General features: G+C 38.4%; 17 protein-coding genes. 11 read left to right on the top strand and 6 right to left on the bottom strand.

Annotated elements, in window-relative coordinates; all coding sequences use genetic code 11:
* Positions 1-885: a (2E,6E)-farnesyl diphosphate synthase gene (gene ispA / locus OLW01_RS05725; RefSeq protein ID WP_268075772.1), complete on the bottom strand. Its 885-nt coding sequence runs from the start codon at positions 883-885 to the stop codon at positions 1-3.
* Positions 885-1,130, bottom strand: coding sequence for an exodeoxyribonuclease VII small subunit (locus OLW01_RS05730; RefSeq protein ID WP_268075773.1), 246 nt, complete (start codon positions 1,128-1,130; stop codon positions 885-887). The genes ispA and OLW01_RS05730 overlap by 1 nt, the downstream gene beginning before the upstream one ends.
* A 314-nt stretch (positions 1,131-1,444) precedes the next feature.
* Here OLW01_RS05730 and pomA point away from each other — a divergent pair, with 314 nt between their 5' ends.
* The 3 genes from pomA (at position 1,445) to thiI (ending at position 4,731) form a co-directional block, all read left to right on the top strand.
* Positions 1,445-2,203, top strand: coding sequence for a flagellar motor protein PomA (gene pomA / locus OLW01_RS05735; RefSeq protein WP_268075774.1), 759 nt, complete (start codon positions 1,445-1,447; stop codon positions 2,201-2,203).
* Between the two features lie 11 nt (positions 2,204-2,214).
* The gene (locus OLW01_RS05740) at positions 2,215-3,162 is read left to right on the top strand and encodes a flagellar motor protein MotB (protein ID WP_268075775.1); all 948 of its coding nucleotides are present in this window, start codon (positions 2,215-2,217) and stop codon (positions 3,160-3,162) included.
* Positions 3,163-3,282: 120 nt separating this feature from the next.
* Positions 3,283-4,731, top strand: coding sequence for a tRNA uracil 4-sulfurtransferase ThiI (gene thiI / locus OLW01_RS05745; RefSeq protein WP_268076161.1), 1,449 nt, complete (start codon positions 3,283-3,285; stop codon positions 4,729-4,731).
* On the opposite strand, the gene OLW01_RS05750 is transcribed toward thiI, so the two are convergent.
* Together OLW01_RS05750 and OLW01_RS05755 are read right to left on the bottom strand one after the other, a co-directional pair.
* The gene (locus tag OLW01_RS05750) at positions 4,709-5,653 is read right to left on the bottom strand and encodes a ketopantoate reductase family protein (protein WP_268075776.1); all 945 of its coding nucleotides are present in this window, start codon (positions 5,651-5,653) and stop codon (positions 4,709-4,711) included. The two genes, thiI and OLW01_RS05750, sit on opposite strands and share 23 nt — an antisense overlap.
* A complete protein-coding gene (locus tag OLW01_RS05755) occupies positions 5,614-6,009 on the bottom strand; it encodes a VanZ family protein (protein WP_268075777.1) in 396 nt (131 codons plus the stop codon). Before OLW01_RS05755 ends, OLW01_RS05750 begins: the two co-directional genes overlap by 40 nt.
* 283 nt (positions 6,010-6,292) lie before the next feature.
* Between OLW01_RS05755 and OLW01_RS05760 the strand changes: the two genes are divergently transcribed.
* The 3 genes from OLW01_RS05760 (at position 6,293) to OLW01_RS05770 (ending at position 9,421) form a co-directional block, all read left to right on the top strand.
* Positions 6,293-7,360 (top strand): 3-deoxy-7-phosphoheptulonate synthase, encoded by a 1,068-nt coding sequence (locus tag OLW01_RS05760; protein WP_268075778.1) that lies wholly within the window; start codon positions 6,293-6,295, stop codon positions 7,358-7,360.
* Between the two features lie 6 nt (positions 7,361-7,366).
* A complete protein-coding gene (tyrA, locus tag OLW01_RS05765) occupies positions 7,367-8,335 on the top strand; it encodes a bifunctional chorismate mutase/prephenate dehydrogenase (RefSeq protein ID WP_268075779.1) in 969 nt (322 codons plus the stop codon).
* 162 nt (positions 8,336-8,497) lie between these two features.
* Entirely contained in the window at positions 8,498-9,421 is a 924-nt protein-coding gene (locus OLW01_RS05770) for a GGDEF domain-containing response regulator (protein WP_268075780.1), read from the top strand.
* An 11-nt stretch (positions 9,422-9,432) separates the two neighbouring features.
* Here OLW01_RS05770 and OLW01_RS05775 read toward each other — a convergent pair whose 3' ends face one another.
* Entirely contained in the window at positions 9,433-10,782 is a 1,350-nt protein-coding gene (locus OLW01_RS05775) for a TolC family outer membrane protein (RefSeq protein WP_268075781.1), read from the bottom strand.
* 81 nt (positions 10,783-10,863) lie between these two features.
* On the opposite strand from OLW01_RS05775, the gene OLW01_RS05780 reads away from it, so the two are divergent.
* The 5 genes from OLW01_RS05780 to parE are packed head-to-tail and all read left to right on the top strand — an operon-like array spanning position 10,864 to position 15,277.
* The gene (locus tag OLW01_RS05780) at positions 10,864-11,502 is read left to right on the top strand and encodes an NUDIX domain-containing protein (RefSeq protein WP_268075782.1); all 639 of its coding nucleotides are present in this window, start codon (positions 10,864-10,866) and stop codon (positions 11,500-11,502) included.
* Positions 11,487-11,951, top strand: a complete 465-nt coding sequence (locus OLW01_RS05785) for a DUF1249 domain-containing protein (RefSeq protein ID WP_268075783.1) — start codon at positions 11,487-11,489, stop codon at positions 11,949-11,951. Before OLW01_RS05780 ends, OLW01_RS05785 begins: the two co-directional genes overlap by 16 nt.
* Positions 11,952-12,713: a metallophosphoesterase family protein gene (locus tag OLW01_RS05790; RefSeq protein ID WP_268075784.1), complete on the top strand. Its 762-nt coding sequence runs from the start codon at positions 11,952-11,954 to the stop codon at positions 12,711-12,713.
* Positions 12,714-12,737: 24 nt separating this feature from the next.
* Positions 12,738-13,319, top strand: coding sequence for a YqiA/YcfP family alpha/beta fold hydrolase (locus OLW01_RS05795; protein WP_268075785.1), 582 nt, complete (start codon positions 12,738-12,740; stop codon positions 13,317-13,319).
* Between the two features lie 32 nt (positions 13,320-13,351).
* On the top strand, positions 13,352-15,277 hold the full coding sequence (gene parE, locus OLW01_RS05800; protein WP_268075786.1) for a DNA topoisomerase IV subunit B: 1,926 nt from the start codon (positions 13,352-13,354) through the stop codon (positions 15,275-15,277).
* An 85-nt stretch (positions 15,278-15,362) separates the two neighbouring features.
* Here parE and ppnP read toward each other — a convergent pair whose 3' ends face one another.
* Positions 15,363-15,644, bottom strand: coding sequence for a pyrimidine/purine nucleoside phosphorylase (gene ppnP / locus OLW01_RS05805; protein WP_268075787.1), 282 nt, complete (start codon positions 15,642-15,644; stop codon positions 15,363-15,365).
* Positions 15,645-15,707 lie beyond the last annotated feature (63 nt).

Below are 15,707 nucleotides of genomic sequence, written 5' to 3' on the forward strand. Positions count from 1 at the left end.
TTAGTGTTGTCGCTTAATTATAAACTGGGCAAAATCCATTAGAGGCTGTGTATTGTAGGGGAGATCTTCAATTTGCTCTAGTGCTGATTGAAAAACTTGCTCCGCTTTGTGCACTGCGCCCGTTAAACCAAGTAAGCTAGGGTAAGTACTTTTATTTGACTTTTGATCTGACCCTTGTGGTTTACCCAATGCATCTGTGGTTGCAGTTACGTCTAAAATATCGTCTTGTATTTGAAAAGCCAAACCGATTAGCTCTGCAAATCGTTCAAATTTTTGTTTTTGCTCATCGCTTAAATTACGTTGTGCTGCGCAGCCCATGCTAACCGCGGCTTTAAGTAAAGCGCCGGTTTTTAAGCTATGAATGTTGGCAAGTGATTCTAAACCAACAGATTTATTTTCAGCTTCTAAATCAAGAGACTGGCCGCCACACATGCCTTGGTAACCTGAAGCTTGTGCTAAAATTTTTACCCAGCTGAGTTTTATGTCAGTCTGTACATCGGCGTTAATCAGTAATTCAAATGCCAGCGTTTGTAATGCATCTCCTGCTAAAATAGCATGCGCTTCATCAAATTGAATATGACAGGTTGGTTTACCACGGCGAAGATCGTCATCATCCATGGCAGGCAAATCGTCATGCACTAGTGAATAGCTATGGATACATTCAAGCGCTACGGCTGCAGGTTGGATAAGTTTAGGATCGATTGCCAATACTTTTGCCATAATTTGCAGTAAAAAAGGTCTGAGTCTTTTCCCGCCATTACTCACGCTATATTCCATTGCCTGATGCAATTTAGGCGCTATATCGTTAGGCAACTGGCTAAACGTTTGGACCAAGGTTTGATTAAACTCAGTTTGAAAACGTTGTAGCTCGGTTTGAATACACATTAATTTAATGTCTCTATACTGGTATCGATTAATTCTGACTGGCCGTTTTTATCCATTAAAATTTTAATTTTTTGCTCTGCAGAATCTAACTTTTGTTGACTGGCTCTAACTAAACCTACGCCTCGTTCAAATTGTTTGAGTGCTTCTTCAAGTGGTAATTCACCTAACTCTAATTGCTCAATCACTTTTTCTAATTCCGACATGCTTGCTTCAAGGCTCATGTTTTCTGGTTTTTTACTCGGCATTGTTCTTTAGTCTCTTTTCAATCTGTCTATATAATTTACGCAAATATTTTACCCCAAATCTATCAGATAAATTGGTTAATTTAAAAAAAACCTGTGTAAATTGAAAATAAATTAACTTAAGCAGATGAAAAAGCTAAGCTTTTGGTTTATCTTGCCGATAGATTAGCCAGTACCTATGGTTTTGCAACGTCTAAACTTGCGGCTAACCTTAAGTCGGTTTAAATTTAAATCAATTCTAAAAATTATATTTACTATTATTAGCAGTTAATAAACATGAGCAAAATGAGCTTACACACTACAATTTGGAGGCCTATGTGGATTTAGCAACGGTTATTGGAATAATTGGTGCAATCGCATTTATCGTGATGGCAATGATCCTGGGCGGCGACTTAAGCATGTTTTTTGATGTGCCATCAGTGCTTATTGTATTTTGTGGGTCTTTGTTTGTTGTGTTAGCCAATTTTACCATGGGGCAATTTTTTGGCATTGGTAAAATTCTTGGCAAAGCTTTTATGTTTAAAATTGAAAGCCCTGAAGAATTGATCGAAAAATCAGTTGAAATGGCTGATGCAGCCAGAAAAGGCGGCTTTTTAGCCTTAGAAGAAGCTCAAATTGATAATCCTTTTATGCGTAAAGGGGTTGATATGCTTGTGGATGGGCATGATGGTGATGTAGTAAAAGCCACCTTGTCTAAAGATATTGAGTTAACCACCGAGCGCCATGAAGCGGGGGTTGGCTTGCTAAAAGCATTAGGCGATGTTGCGCCTGCAATGGGGATGATAGGTACACTGATTGGTTTGGTTGCTATGTTATCGAATATGGACGATCCTAAAGCAATTGGCCCTGCGATGGCAGTTGCATTATTGACCACGCTTTATGGCGCTTTTTTAGCAAATGTTATCGCATTGCCGCTTGCGGCCAAATTAACTTTGCGTAAAGAAGAAGAAAAACTGAATCAAAGTTTGATTTTGGATGCTATTCTGGGTATTCAAGATGGTCAAAATCCTAGGGTGATTGAGGGAGTATTAAAAAACTATTTGGCTGAATCTAAACGCTCAGTGGCTCAAGAGTAGGGAGCAAAGCAATGGTTGATGATTGTCCTCCATGTAAAAAATGTCCACCGCCGGGTTTACCAGCGTGGATGGGCACATTTGCGGATTTAATGTCGTTATTAATGTGCTTTTTTGTTTTACTGCTCGCATTTTCAGAAATGGACGTACTTAAATTTAAACAAATTGCAGGCTCAATGAAATTTGCGTTTGGGGTACAAAACAAATTAGAAATTAAAGATATCCCTAAAGGAACGTCTGTAATTGCACAAGAATTCAGACCAGGTCGCCCTGATCCAACGCCTATTGAAACCATACAACAGCAAACTGTTGAAATGACTCAGCCCACTTTAGAGTTTGAAGCCGGTGATGAAGATTCAGCGGGTGGTCGGCAAAAACAAAGAGGCGATCAACGCGGTGGTACAGCCGCAGACTCGGCCAGCGCCCAGTCATCCACCGCTCAGTCACAATCTTCAGCAGAAGAAATGAGTGAACTCGTTAAAAAGATAGCGCAGCAACTAGAAGAGCAAATTGTCGATGGCGCAATTGAACTTGAATCTTTAGGCCAGCAAATTATTATTCGAATTCGAGAAAATGGTGCATTTCCATCAGGTTCTGCTTTTTTACAGTCTCAATTTAAGCCTATTATTCGTCAAGTGGCAGAACTTTTAAATGAAGTTCCGGGCGAAATCACAGTTTCAGGACATACAGATAACCAAAATGCTATCTCTGAATTGTATAGCTCAAATTGGGAGTTATCTGCAAAACGTGCCGTTGCGGTTGCGCACGAAATGTTAACGGTCCCCGGGTTTGATCAACATAGATTAATTGTAGTAGGCCATGCCGATACACGGCCATTAGTACCTAATAATACGCAGGCTAATCGACGTCGTAATCGACGAGTCGAAATTTCGATATTGCAAGGTAAAGCAAAAGAGTCAGACCCAATTACCGTTTCACCCAATACAACAATTACCCAATAAAGGGTTGCCCAAGTTAATTGACTTGGGCAATTAGTTTAGTAAAACCATTCTTTCTGATGATTAAATTCAGTATAATCGCCGACCAAATTTATCCGATTTAATAATGTGACCCAAGATATGATCAAGTTTATAGTTAAAATGCATCCTGAAATTTCGATTAAAAGTCGTTCGGTGCGTTTACGCTTTACCAAAATACTCGAAAGCAATATTAAAAATGTATTACGCCGAGTAGATGAAAAAGCTTGGGTTCAAAAACAGTGGGACTGTTTAGAAGTAAGAGTCAGTGACGATAAACGAGATATAGCGATTGAGCGCATGCAATGTGTGCCGGGTATTGCGTTTTTCTCTGAAGTTAAACAGTCTGAATTTGTCAGCTTTGATGATGTTTGCGACAAAGTATTAGCTTTATATCGTGAAGATGTAGAGGGCAAAACCTTTTGTGTTCGGGTTAAGCGCCGCGGTAATCATGAGTTTTCATCAAAAGATTTAGAACGTTATGTGGGCGGATATTTAAACCAAACAATTGAGTCGGCTAGCGTTAAATTAACTCGTCCACAAATGACAGTTAATTTAGAGGTCACTAATGATCAATTATTTTTAATTGGTGAGCGTTTTCAAGGGTTAGGTGGTTTTCCTATTGCGACTCAAGATGATGTTTTATCTCTTATTTCAGGTGGTTACGATTCAGGTGTTGCCAGTTACTTAACCATGCGCCGGGGCTATAAAACTCACTTTTTATTTTTTAATTTAGGCGGTGCAGCCCACGAAATTGGGGTTAAGCAAGTTTCGTATTATTTGTGGGAAAAATATGGAGTCTCGCACAGAGTTAAATTTATTTCAGTTGACTTTCAACCTGTTGTGGCTGAAATTTTAGAAAATATTGATTCGGGACTCATGGGCGTTGTTTTAAAACGTATGATGATGCGAGCCGCCAGTTTAGTGGCAGCTCGGATGGGCCATAATGCGTTGGTAACAGGTGAAGCCTTAGGACAGGTATCGAGTCAAACCTTAATCAATTTGGGCTTAATCGATAAAGTAACCGAGCAGCTCATTGTACGGCCATTAATTACTACAGATAAACAAGAAATTATCGATATTGCTCGTGAAATTGGTACTGAAGATTTTGCTAAAACCATGCCTGAATATTGCGGTGTAATTTCACAAAAGCCAAATATAGCAGCGCGCGAAGAAAAAGTAGAAGCAACGGAATCGCATTTTCATATGCCGCTGATTGAGCAAGTTGTAAATGATGCCAGCGTTTATGATATTCGCGATTTAGCCAAAGAAGCCGAAGAAGAAGTTAAAGAAGTTGCTTCTGTCAGTGCGCTAACAGCAAATCAGGTGATTATTGACGTGCGCTCTGCAGAGGAAGAAGAAAACGAGCCTTTAGAATTGCAGGGCGCTACTATCCTTCATATCCCATTTTTTAAATTAGCCAATAAGTTTGCTGATTTAGATCAAAGCCAGCATTATTTACTTTATTGTAAAAAAGGCGTAATGAGCCGCTTACAAGCGCTTTATTTGCATGAGCAAGGCTATCAAAATGTTAGTTTGTTTCAACCTGTTTAATTTGATCAAATAAAACTTGATGGTGCGGTAAAACCAATTGATGTTTTGCCGCAATTTTTAATAAATAACCGTTTATATAATCAATTTCTGTGAGTCTGTGGTGGTGGATATCTTGGTTCATTGATGAATAATTATTGGCGGTATTTTTAGCGACCGTTAAAATTAAGTTTAGTATTTTTTGTGGCTCAAATTTAAACCCCTCCAACTCACTTACCTCACAAAACTCATCAACTAGTTGCTTAATTTTAGGTAAGTACTCGGCTTGTGTTAACGTGCCATTTTTTATGTTAGCTAATGCTGTGAGTGGGTTGATCACCGAATTTATCGCCAGCTTTTCCCATAACCTTACTTGAATATTATCATCCCAACACGCAGGTTTGAATGCGCTCATTAATGCTTTAACCGCTGGGGTGGGTAAAAGTTTAGTCTCATACTGATTAGTCAATTGAACAGGTCCAAAAAAACTTTCACCTAACCCGGTTTGTATCGTTGAATATTTGTGGGGTTGAAAAGCGGCGTGTGTTGTAGTGGCTAAAATTATGTTTGCGGTGGGACAGTATTGTTTAACGGTTTGGATTGTACCTAAACCATTATGGAGCAAAATAATAGTGCAATTGTCAGTTAGGTAAGGGGCGATCTGTTTAATTGCGCTTTCAACTTGGTAAGCTTTAATAGGCACCACTAACGTTTGTATTAACTTATCAAATTGATAAACAGCGGCTTCAAACACTTGCGATTTATTTTGATATTCACCGCTTTGAGACGAATGGTGCTTAGATAAATTGATTGGCTCAATTTTAATAGTTTGGGTTAATTGCTTGGCTGAGTTTTGTCTTAGAATCAGTTGGTACTCTAATTTGCTTTTAGCACATGCCCAAGCAATTAGTGACCCGATTGAGCCGCCACCCAAGATCGTAAACATGATAGTTTTGTTCTCAATAATAAAATATAAAACAAAGCAACGCCGCTGGCATCAGCTAATAAATCTAAGCCACTGCTTTGACGGTTAAAAAATTGCCCTTGGAGTATTTCAATCAAGGCGCCATAAATAATTAAGCCAATCACGATTTTTTTAGCTTGTTGATGAAAACTAAATTCCGTTACGCCCGCAAGAATAAAAAACACAATGCAATGCGCAATTTTATCAAAGTGAGGAAATAAACCTGTTGCATTTGGGTCAATGGGGCTAAAAAATAAGCTGGTCGCAATAATATAAGCAATACAGGCCAATATTTTATAAAACCAAGTTTGGCTAATGCAATAAAGAAATAATTTCATATTAATTTTTTGGTTTAAGGTTTTAAGCGCTAATAATTGATCAATTATACAGTTTTATGATTTAACAAAAATGAAATTTTCACTATCTTTGTTTGTTTTTTATCCTTAAGGCTCATTTTTATAATAATAATTGACTCAAACCCAATTATTAGCTGAACTTTGTTAAAAACTTGTCTAAAATGGAGCAATATATATAAAGCCTACTGCTGACTGATTTTAAGCTGTATATCGCCGCTCGCAATGGTAACAGTGGATAATCAAAACTCATTATTTGGATTAATGAATGATTAAAGATAAATTGAATAACGTGCATGTAAATGCCGAAACTGTACTCATCACCCCTGAAAAATTAAAACAAACCTTACCTGTATCAGATAAAGCTTTAAGTTTTATTGCCCAGGCACGTCAAACCTTATCTGATATTATTAATAAAAAAGATAAACGTTTAATTGTTATTAGTGGCCCTTGTTCAATTCATGATGTTGACGCCGCTAAAGAATACGCCGTGCGTTTAAAAGCGCTTAGTGACGAATTAGGCGATTCTTTGTATGTGGTTATGCGGGTTTATTTTGAAAAACCTAGAACGACAGTCGGTTGGAAAGGGCTGATTAATGATCCAAACATTAACGGTACTTTTAGCATTGAAGAAGGCTTACACAAAGCCAGAAAATTATTAATTGAGTTAGCCGAGATGGGTATTCCAATGGCAACTGAGGCCCTAGATCCTATCAGCCCGCAATATTTAGCTGAATTATTTACTTGGTCTGCTATTGGTGCGCGAACAACTGAATCTCAAACTCATCGTGAAATGGCAAGTGGTTTATCAATGCCCGTTGGCTTTAAAAACGGCACAGATGGTAGTTTAGATACGGCTATTAATGCTTTAAAAGCAGCGGCTTCTGGTCACAGCTTTATGGGGATAAACCAAAAAGGGCAAGTTGCAATTATATCAACCAATGGCAACCCTGATGGACATGTAATTTTACGTGGTGGTAAAGCCGCTAACTATGATGCTGAAAATGTTGCTTTGTGTGAAGAAAAGCTACGTAAAGCGGGTTTAAATGCTGCGCTTGTGGTTGATTGTAGCCATGGTAATTCAAATAAAGATTATCGCCGCCAGCCAATTGTAGCGCAAGATGTCGTTCAGCAAATTGAACAAGGCAATCAATCTATTATTGGTATTATGTTGGAAAGTCATTTAAATGAAGGTAATCAATCGGCAGACCAACCTATTAGCGACATGAAAAAAGGCGTATCAATTACCGATGCTTGCATATCATGGTCACAAACGGATACTTTGTTGCGCGAAATGGCTCAAAAGCTTGAAAAACCTTTAAAAGAGCGAGTGTAATTTGCAATGGTTGAACGTGATTTACGTGCTCAGTTGTTTGACGTTCAAGCACAAATAGACGCTTTAACCAAACAGAAAAGAGAGTTAGAAAAAGCGCTGGAACAACAGCGCTTAACCGAGCTTAAACAAAACCAACACACGCAAACTAAAAAAATTACAGTGGTCGGCGGGCAAGGTAAGTTGGGGCGGCTTTTTGTACGCTTATTAAGTGAGCTTGGTCATCAAGTAAAAACGCTAGAACGCGATGACTGGCCTAACGCCAAACAAATATTAGCAGAACAAGATTTAGTATTAATTTCAGTACCCATCAGTTTAACCTTGGATGTCATTGAAAAGGTGGCATTACACATATCTGATTCCACCATTTTAGCTGATTTGACCAGTATTAAACGAAAACCAGTTGATGCCATGTTAAAGCATCATCAGGGCCCTGTTTTAGGGTTACACCCCATGTTTGGTCCGGATGTTGATAATATTGATGAACAAGTTGTCGCTTATTGTGCTGAGCGTGATGTACAGGCGACTCAATGGGTTTTAGACGATTTAGCCTTATTAAATGCCAAATTGGAACAAGTAAGCGCACAATCACATGATAATGCAATGGCCTTTATTCAGGTTATGCGCCACTTTTCAACTTTTATGTATGGCTTTCACCTTAAACAAGAAAACCCCAAATTGTCAGAGCTGATTGCGCTAAGTTCACCTATTTATCGCCTTGAGCTGGCGATGACTGGGCGCTTATTTGCGCAAGACTCTCAATTATATGCAGATATTATCTACGCGAACCCGGATAATCTTGCGTTATTAAAGCGTTTTTCATTGCGTTTTCAAGCTGGAATTGAATTACTTGAGAAAGGCGATAAAGCGTTATTTAAACAAGAGTTTGAAGAAGTGCATCAATGGTTTGGCAATTACGCTGATCATTTTTTGGCAGAAAGCCAGCGGATGTTAAAAGCAGCGCATTATAACGAATAACTTATATCCGCTAAAAAATCTAATTTTACGTGGGTTGGACTGATTTCAGCTTCGATATAATTTTACTCAATTGCGCATTGATTTCGGTTTTACGGATGCGTTACTCTTAGAGCTAAAGGGTTTAATTAAAATGACAGGCATTTTAGCACAAGGGATTCAACCTTGAATGATGAACTAAGCGTATTGATTGTTGATGACGATAAAAGTAATCGACAAGTTTTAAAAGAATGTATTTCAGGCATGGCACAAGTTTTGTTAGCCAAAAATGGAGCGCAGGCGATAGAAAAAAGCATGTCGCTGTTACCTGATTTAATTGTTTTAGATATTGTAATGCCAGACATGGATGGCTTTAGCGTGATTGAAACGCTAAGAAATCGTTCACAAACCCAGCATATTCCTATCATTTTTATTACCGGTAGCGACTCAGAAGAAGTCGAAATGAAAGGGCTTAAACTAGGGGCGGTTGATGTGCTGAGTAAACCTTTGCACCCGGGCGTAGTTCAGGCTCGAATTTATACTCAACTCCAAAATGTCTTTCAAAAACGTTTGTTAGATGCGCTTGTGCATATTGATGCTTTAACAACCATTGCTAACCGACGCCAGTTTGACGAAGTACTTGAGCGTGAATGGAAAAATAGTTTGTCACTTGGCACACCTTTATCGCTGGTTATTTTAGATGTTGATTACTTTAAAGATTATAATGACTGTTATGGACATCAAGCCGGAGACACGGTTTTGAAAAAAATCGCTTTGTCGCTCAAGCATGGTTTAGAACATACGCATGGGTTTATCGCCCGTATTGGCGGTGAAGAATTTGCTATGATTTTACCTAATACCCCCGTTGAATTTGCAGTTGAAATAGTGGAAAACGCAATTAAGCAGGTTAGCGATTTGCAAATAGCCCATCAAGGATCTGGATGCTCATCTGTTATTACGTTAAGCGCTGGTATTCATAGTATGGTCGCAAAAAATACCAGCGATAATGCTCGTGCCGCTTTAGAGCTGGCTGATAGGGCATTATTTAAAGCCAAAGAATCAGGTCGTAATCAAGTCGTTGTGGCGGATTCAGTCTGTTTGCCCGCTTAATCTTTTTGATATTATTTGGTTTGCTCAGTATCAGCTATTAGAGTTTGATTAATACTTGCTAAATCTTCCACTGTTAATACGCCGGCTGCATTTTTTAAGCCTAAAATTGCATTAATATAAGTGTAACGGGCGCTGGCTAAATTACGTTTTGCACTGTATAGCACTTGGGTGCTGTCTAATACATCGACTAGCGTTCGAGTTCCGACAGAAAAACCAGCTTTGGTTGCTTTTAACGCACTTTGCGCTGATACAACAGCTTGTTTTAGCGCACTAATTTGAGCCAAACTTGCGTTTACATCGTTATAGGCACTGCGCACTTGTTTTATAACTTGGCGGTGAGCCTGATTAAGTTGTTGACTGGCAACAACATATTCTTGTCTGGCCTGTTTTGTTCGTGCACTAGTGTTGCCGCCTGAATAAATAGGTACGTTTACGCTAACAGTCCAAGATAAGCCATCATTATTGGTTTTAACGGTTTGATTTGCATTTGCTTGACTATTCATTACATCAGCTTCACCATCTGCCCAAGTGTAATTGGCTGATAGGTTCGCATTTGGCAGATGTCCGGCTTGAGCAATGTCTATATCTTGTTTTGCTATTGCCATTGAAAGCTTTTGTTGTAAAAGAATAGGGTTGCTTTTTTCAGCTAATGCTAACCAGTTGTCAACACGGTTAGGAGATAACTTGGGTGGAGAAAATTGCTCAGTATTGAGACCATCGAGCGATGAATAATACTGGCCAGTAATTTCACGTAAATTTTCTTTTGCTAGTTCAATTGCATTTTGTGCGGTAATTTCTTGAGCGACCACAGCATCATATTGCGCTTGGGCTTCGTGTAAGTTAGTAATAGCCGAAATACCCACTTCAAGCTGGTGACGTGTTTTTTCAAGTTCTTGTTTTATAGATGCTTTTTGCGCTTCAACAAAGTTTAAATTATCCATAGCTTCACGCACAGAAAAATAAGTTGAGACAACACGAGTCATCAATTCCAGTTGACTTTGGCGTAAACTAAATTCACTCTGTTGAATTAATTTTTCAGATTTTGATAAATTGAGCCAGTTGTCATGCCGATAAAGAGACTGAGATAGGCTAACAACTGCCGCTTGTCGGTTCATAGATTGTAAATCATCATCTGTATAACTGAGTGAGCCGTTTAATTGCGGTAATAGGGCAGAGCGAGCGAGCGGTTTATTTTGTAAAATGGCTTGGTAGCGCGCTTTGGCCTGTAGAAGAATCGGATCTTGCTCAAGCGCCGACTGATAAACGGTTAGTAAATCTTGAGCCTGGCTTGGATTAAAAACAAGCAAGCTAGTTAAAGGGATGCTGGTTTTGATTAATTGAATAATCCGATTATTGAACATGCTATATCCTAAAAATGGCAAACGTAGTGAGTTTAAACTTTATTATTATCATACACAATCTTGGCATAAAAGGTTAAAACAATGAAATCTAAAAATAAAATAATGCCTTACCAGTTTGGCAATCAAGATGTCGAAATTTTAAAAAAAGAAAAGCTATTCTCTCGTTTTTTCAATGTTTCGTTAGTTACATTCAAACATAAGCTTTTTGCGGGGGGGTGGTCAGCGCCTGTCCAAAGAGAAATATTTGAACGAGGCGATGCTGTGGTTGTCTTACCTTACGATCCAATACGAGATAAAATTGTATTGATTGAACAAGTGAGAATTGGCGCTATATTAAATGCATCTCACCCATGGACATTTGAATTGGTTGGCGGCATGGTGGAAGAAAACCAAACCATAGAGTCAGTTGCAAAGCGAGAAACCCTTGAAGAAACTGGATTAATCCCGCAAGCTTTGATACCGATGCAAAGTTACTTATCAAGCTGTGGTGGCACGAGCGAGCGGATACACTTATTTCTAGCCCAGGTCGACTCCACTAAAACTCAGTTAATATGTGGGGTTGAATATGAGAATGAAGATATTAAAGTGCATGTTTTTACTCGGCAAGAGGTGATGGATTGGTTAAATCAGGGTAAAATAGAAAATGCATCTGCATTAATTGGTCTGCATTGGTTGCAGCAAAACTTAGATAAGGTGAAACAAAATTGGCAAACTCAGTGATTTTGGCAAAACCTAAAAAATATGTGCCTGATTTAGTGGCACTTAATAGCTTATGTGAACGTAACTTTTTGCTATTAAGTTACCTAGTGGATGACTGGCGCTATGAAAGCGAAGTGAATCAATTTGAAACTTCACCGCAATTTACTTTTCAGATTCGGGTTTTAGAACAAAGCCGTTATACGAATTTACTGGAAATAAGACAGTTATCGACTAGTTTTCCTGATTTTTTGCAGCCTAACGTACAGGTTAGAGTGTATCACGATGCAAAAATGGCTGAGGTTGTGAAAAGTCAAAATGTTAGCCGAATTCAGCCAAGTTATATTTATCCAAATAAACAAATGCATCAACCAGATGAAAAACATCAAATTAATTTGTTTTTACATGATTGGCTCGCGTTTTGTAAAGAAAAAGGCATGAGCTTGCCAAATCAAATTTCTAATTTAAATTAAATGACCTTTAATATTGCTCAAATTACGGACTGTCACTTAAAAGCCGACAAGCAGGATGACTTTTATGGTTGTCAGCCTTATCAAAATTTAATGTTAGTATTAACTGATATTGCTAACAAGCAATCTGAATACGACGCCATTGTGCTAACGGGTGATCTTGTTCAAGATGAAATATGGCAAAGTTATCAGAATTTTTTAAATGCTTTGCATCAGTTTAAATGGCAATTACCCATTTATTTAATTCCAGGTAATCATGATGAGCCAAATTTATTTGAACGATTTTCGCAAGATGAATTGTTCACGCAAGATAAAGTCATTGAATTAGATGACTGGTTATTGGTGTTATTTAATTCTTATCACCCAACCCAAAAAGGGGCTGGGTATATTAGCCATGAACAATTGGCCAAAATTGAGCAACAAATTAAATTAAAACCCAATGCTCACTTAACGCATTGGCTGGTATTTTTGCATCATCATGTCGTGCCGTTTAATAGTTTTATCGATCAATATGATTTGCAAAACTCTACAGATTTTAAGCAATGGTTGGCACAGACACCTAATATTAAAGCAATAATACATGGCCATGTGCATAGTGCGGCATCTGGTCAGTTTTATGGTAAGCCTTGGTATGCATGTGCAGCGAGTTCGGTACAATTTGGTCATTCACCGCAAGGGTTTGCAATCACAGATAATAATCCAAGTTATAACCAAATTAGTTTAGCGTCAGATGGGACAGTGAACGTAAAAGCCCATTTAGTTTAAGCTTATATTTCAATTTGGAAGTTTATGAAAAACAAAAAAGCTTTACTTTATTTACATGGTTTTTTAAGTTCGCCGCAATCACTCAAAGCCCAGCTAACTATTGAATATTTTAAACAGCATTATCCTGAAATAGATGTTATTTGCCCACAGTTGAGTAATACGCCAGCGCAAATTAAACAGCAACTGGTAGCGATTGAAACGCAATACAAACACGCATTAATCGGAGTGATAGGGAGCTCGCTTGGCGGTTATTTTGCAACCTATTGTGCTCATTTATTTAATATACCCGCGGTGTTAATTAATCCGGCTGTTTATCCATACTTGTTATTGGCGAATTATCTTGGTGAGCATACGCACCCTTATACGAGCGAAATTTTCCAAATAACCGATGAATATAATCAGCTGTTAAAAAGCTTTGAAGTTGCAAATGTGACAAATTTAAGTATAAAAGCCTATATACAAACAGGTGATGAAACATTAGATTACCGTCAAGCTTGTCAAAAATTCAGCGCGGATCAAGTTTGCATCATTGAAGGCGGTGATCATGCATTTCAAAACTATAAGCATTACTTGCCCGAAATTGCAGATTTTTTAACGTCAAAATAAAACAAATAACTTAATAACGAAAAGAATGAATTATGTCTGAAAAACAATATAACGCTGGCTCCATTGAAGTTTTAAGTGGTTTAGAGCCTGTGCGCCGACGACCAGGCATGTACACAGATACCACTCGTCCTAACCATATAGGTCAAGAAGTTATTGATAACTCAGTTGATGAGGCTATGGCAGGACATGCCAGTCAAATCAAAGTCATACTGCACCCAGATCAATCTTTAGAGGTATCGGATAATGGGCGGGGTATGCCGGTTGATATTCATCCAGAAGAAGGCGTGCCTGGGGTTGAATTAATCTTAACCAAATTACACGCTGGTGGTAAATTTTCTAATGATAATTACCAATTTTCAGGCGGTTTACACGGGGTCGGTGTTTCAGTTGTAAACGCGTTATCAAACCGAGTTGAAGTGACGGTTAAAAGAGGCGGTGAAGTCTATTTAATTGCATTTGAAAACGGCGACAAAGTTTCAGATTTAACTGTGGTGGGTACTTGCGGCAAACGTAATACTGGTACCAGTTTACATTTTTGGCCCGATCCAAGCTTTTTTGATTCGGCTAAATTTTTAGTCTCTAAATTAATTCATAACTTAAAAGCTAAAGCGGTATTATGTCCCGGTCTTGAAATTGAGTTTCTTGATAAAGTAAACGATGAAACGCATAAATGGTGTTATCAAGATGGTTTAAGAGACTATTTAATTCATTCAGTCAAAGGCTACGAGACCCTACCTAAAGAACCTTTTGTCGGTGAATTCTCAAGCGCTACTGAAGGGGCTGAGTGGGCTGTTACTTGGTTAGTTGAAGGCGGCGAAGGGGTTTATGAAAGCTATGTAAACTTAATCCCAACCGCGCAAGGTGGCACCCATGTTAACGGTTTACGCCAAGGTTTATTAGATGCAACTCGTGAATTTTGCGAGTTTAGAAACTTAATCCCGCGTGGGGTTAAATTAACGCCGGAAGATATTTGGGATAAATGTAGTTATATTTTATCCGTTAAAATGCAAGATCCACAGTTTGCAGGTCAAACCAAGGAGCGTTTATCATCTCGCCAGTGCTCTGCTTTTGTATCAGGCGTGGTTAAAGATGCTTTTAGTTTATGGCTTAATGAACATACCGATATCGCAGAACAACTGGTTGAAGCTTTTATTGCGAATGCACAAAAGCGGATGCGAGCTGCAAAAAAAGTCGTTCGTAAAAAAATCACTTCAGGTCCAGCATTACCCGGTAAATTAACGGATTGTACTTCGCAAGATCCGTCACGCTCCGAATTATTTTTAGTTGAGGGTGATTCAGCAGGTGGTTCTGCTAAACAAGCAAGAGACAGAGAATTTCAGGCGATTATGCCGCTCAGGGGTAAAATTTTAAACACTTGGGAAGTTGATTCAGGGCAAATACTCTCATCTCAAGAAATTCATGATATTTCAGTTGCGATAGGCATGGATCCAGATTCAACTGATTTAAGCGGTCTTCGCTATGGTAAAATTTGCATACTCGCCGATGCTGACTCTGATGGTTTGCATATAGCAACTTTATTATGTGCTTTGTTTACTCGTCACTTCAGGCCTGTGGTCGAAGCGGGTCATGTATTTGTTGCTATGCCGCCATTATATCGAATTGATGTGGGTAAAGAAGTTTACTACGCATTAGACGATGATGAGAAAAAAGGTATTTTAGATAGAATTGAAGCTGAAAAAAAGCGGGGCAAAGTAAATGTACAGCGCTTTAAAGGTTTGGGTGAAATGAATCCGCTACAACTGCGCGAAACCACTATGGATCCAAATACCCGACGTTTAGTTCAATTAACCATAGACGAAGCTCAAGAAACTGAAGAGTTAATGGATATGCTATTAGCTAAAAAGCGTAGCGGGGATAGAAAAATTTGGTTGGAGCAAAAAGGTGATCAAGCCGCGCTTGCGTTAGCTGATTTACTTGCAAGCGAAAATCCTAAGTAAGTTCGAATTCTGAATAACCTCTTTTAAAACGCAAACATCTAATTTTAAAGCCATTTGTCTATCAAATGGCTTTTTATTTTTATACTTATTCGTAAGTACAGAAATAAGCAGTATCTTGTTCAACTTTTACTTTGAACGAAACATTTGCTTCAATTTCAAAGCTTTGGCCAGATTTAAAGGTTTGCCACTCGTTTGCTTGTGGTAAAAGCACAGTTAATGCACCACTGATCACGGACATGACTTCTTTTTGACTTGTACCAAATTCATAATCACCTGCACCCATTACGCCAACTGTCGCTGGCAGTGATTCACCTTGTAGTGCAATTGATTTTACTTTTCCGTCAAAATATTCATTTACATCAAACATAAATAGCCTCTTTTAGTTAGCTTTAATTAAAGCCAATATCATTAATTTGTTGCGCATTTTAAG

This window comes from Catenovulum adriaticum, from assembly GCF_026725475.1.
Taxonomy (GTDB): domain Bacteria; phylum Pseudomonadota; class Gammaproteobacteria; order Enterobacterales; family Alteromonadaceae; genus Catenovulum; species Catenovulum adriaticum.

Excerpts from the sequence above, each read along its gene's own strand:
- OLW01_RS05750 (WP_268075776.1), bottom strand. The coding sequence starts at position 5,653 with ATGTTTACGATCTTGGGTGGCGGCTCAATCGGGTCACTAATTGCTTGG.
- ppnP (WP_268075787.1), bottom strand. The coding sequence starts at position 15,644 with ATGTTTGATGTAAATGAATATTTTGACGGAAAAGTAAAATCAATTGCA.
- OLW01_RS05790 (WP_268075784.1), top strand. The coding sequence starts at position 11,952 with ATGACCTTTAATATTGCTCAAATTACGGACTGTCACTTAAAAGCCGAC.
- ispA (WP_268075772.1), bottom strand. The coding sequence starts at position 885 with ATGTGTATTCAAACCGAGCTACAACGTTTTCAAACTGAGTTTAATCAA.
- OLW01_RS05755 (WP_268075777.1), bottom strand. The coding sequence starts at position 6,009 with ATGAAATTATTTCTTTATTGCATTAGCCAAACTTGGTTTTATAAAATA.
- parE (WP_268075786.1), top strand. The coding sequence starts at position 13,352 with ATGTCTGAAAAACAATATAACGCTGGCTCCATTGAAGTTTTAAGTGGT.
- OLW01_RS05730 (WP_268075773.1), bottom strand. The coding sequence starts at position 1,130 with ATGCCGAGTAAAAAACCAGAAAACATGAGCCTTGAAGCAAGCATGTCG.
- OLW01_RS05795 (WP_268075785.1), top strand. The coding sequence starts at position 12,738 with ATGAAAAACAAAAAAGCTTTACTTTATTTACATGGTTTTTTAAGTTCG.
- OLW01_RS05760 (WP_268075778.1), top strand. The coding sequence starts at position 6,293 with ATGATTAAAGATAAATTGAATAACGTGCATGTAAATGCCGAAACTGTA.
- OLW01_RS05740 (WP_268075775.1), top strand. The coding sequence starts at position 2,215 with ATGGTTGATGATTGTCCTCCATGTAAAAAATGTCCACCGCCGGGTTTA.
- tyrA (WP_268075779.1), top strand. The coding sequence starts at position 7,367 with ATGGTTGAACGTGATTTACGTGCTCAGTTGTTTGACGTTCAAGCACAA.
- OLW01_RS05780 (WP_268075782.1), top strand. The coding sequence starts at position 10,864 with ATGAAATCTAAAAATAAAATAATGCCTTACCAGTTTGGCAATCAAGAT.
- OLW01_RS05775 (WP_268075781.1), bottom strand. The coding sequence starts at position 10,782 with ATGTTCAATAATCGGATTATTCAATTAATCAAAACCAGCATCCCTTTA.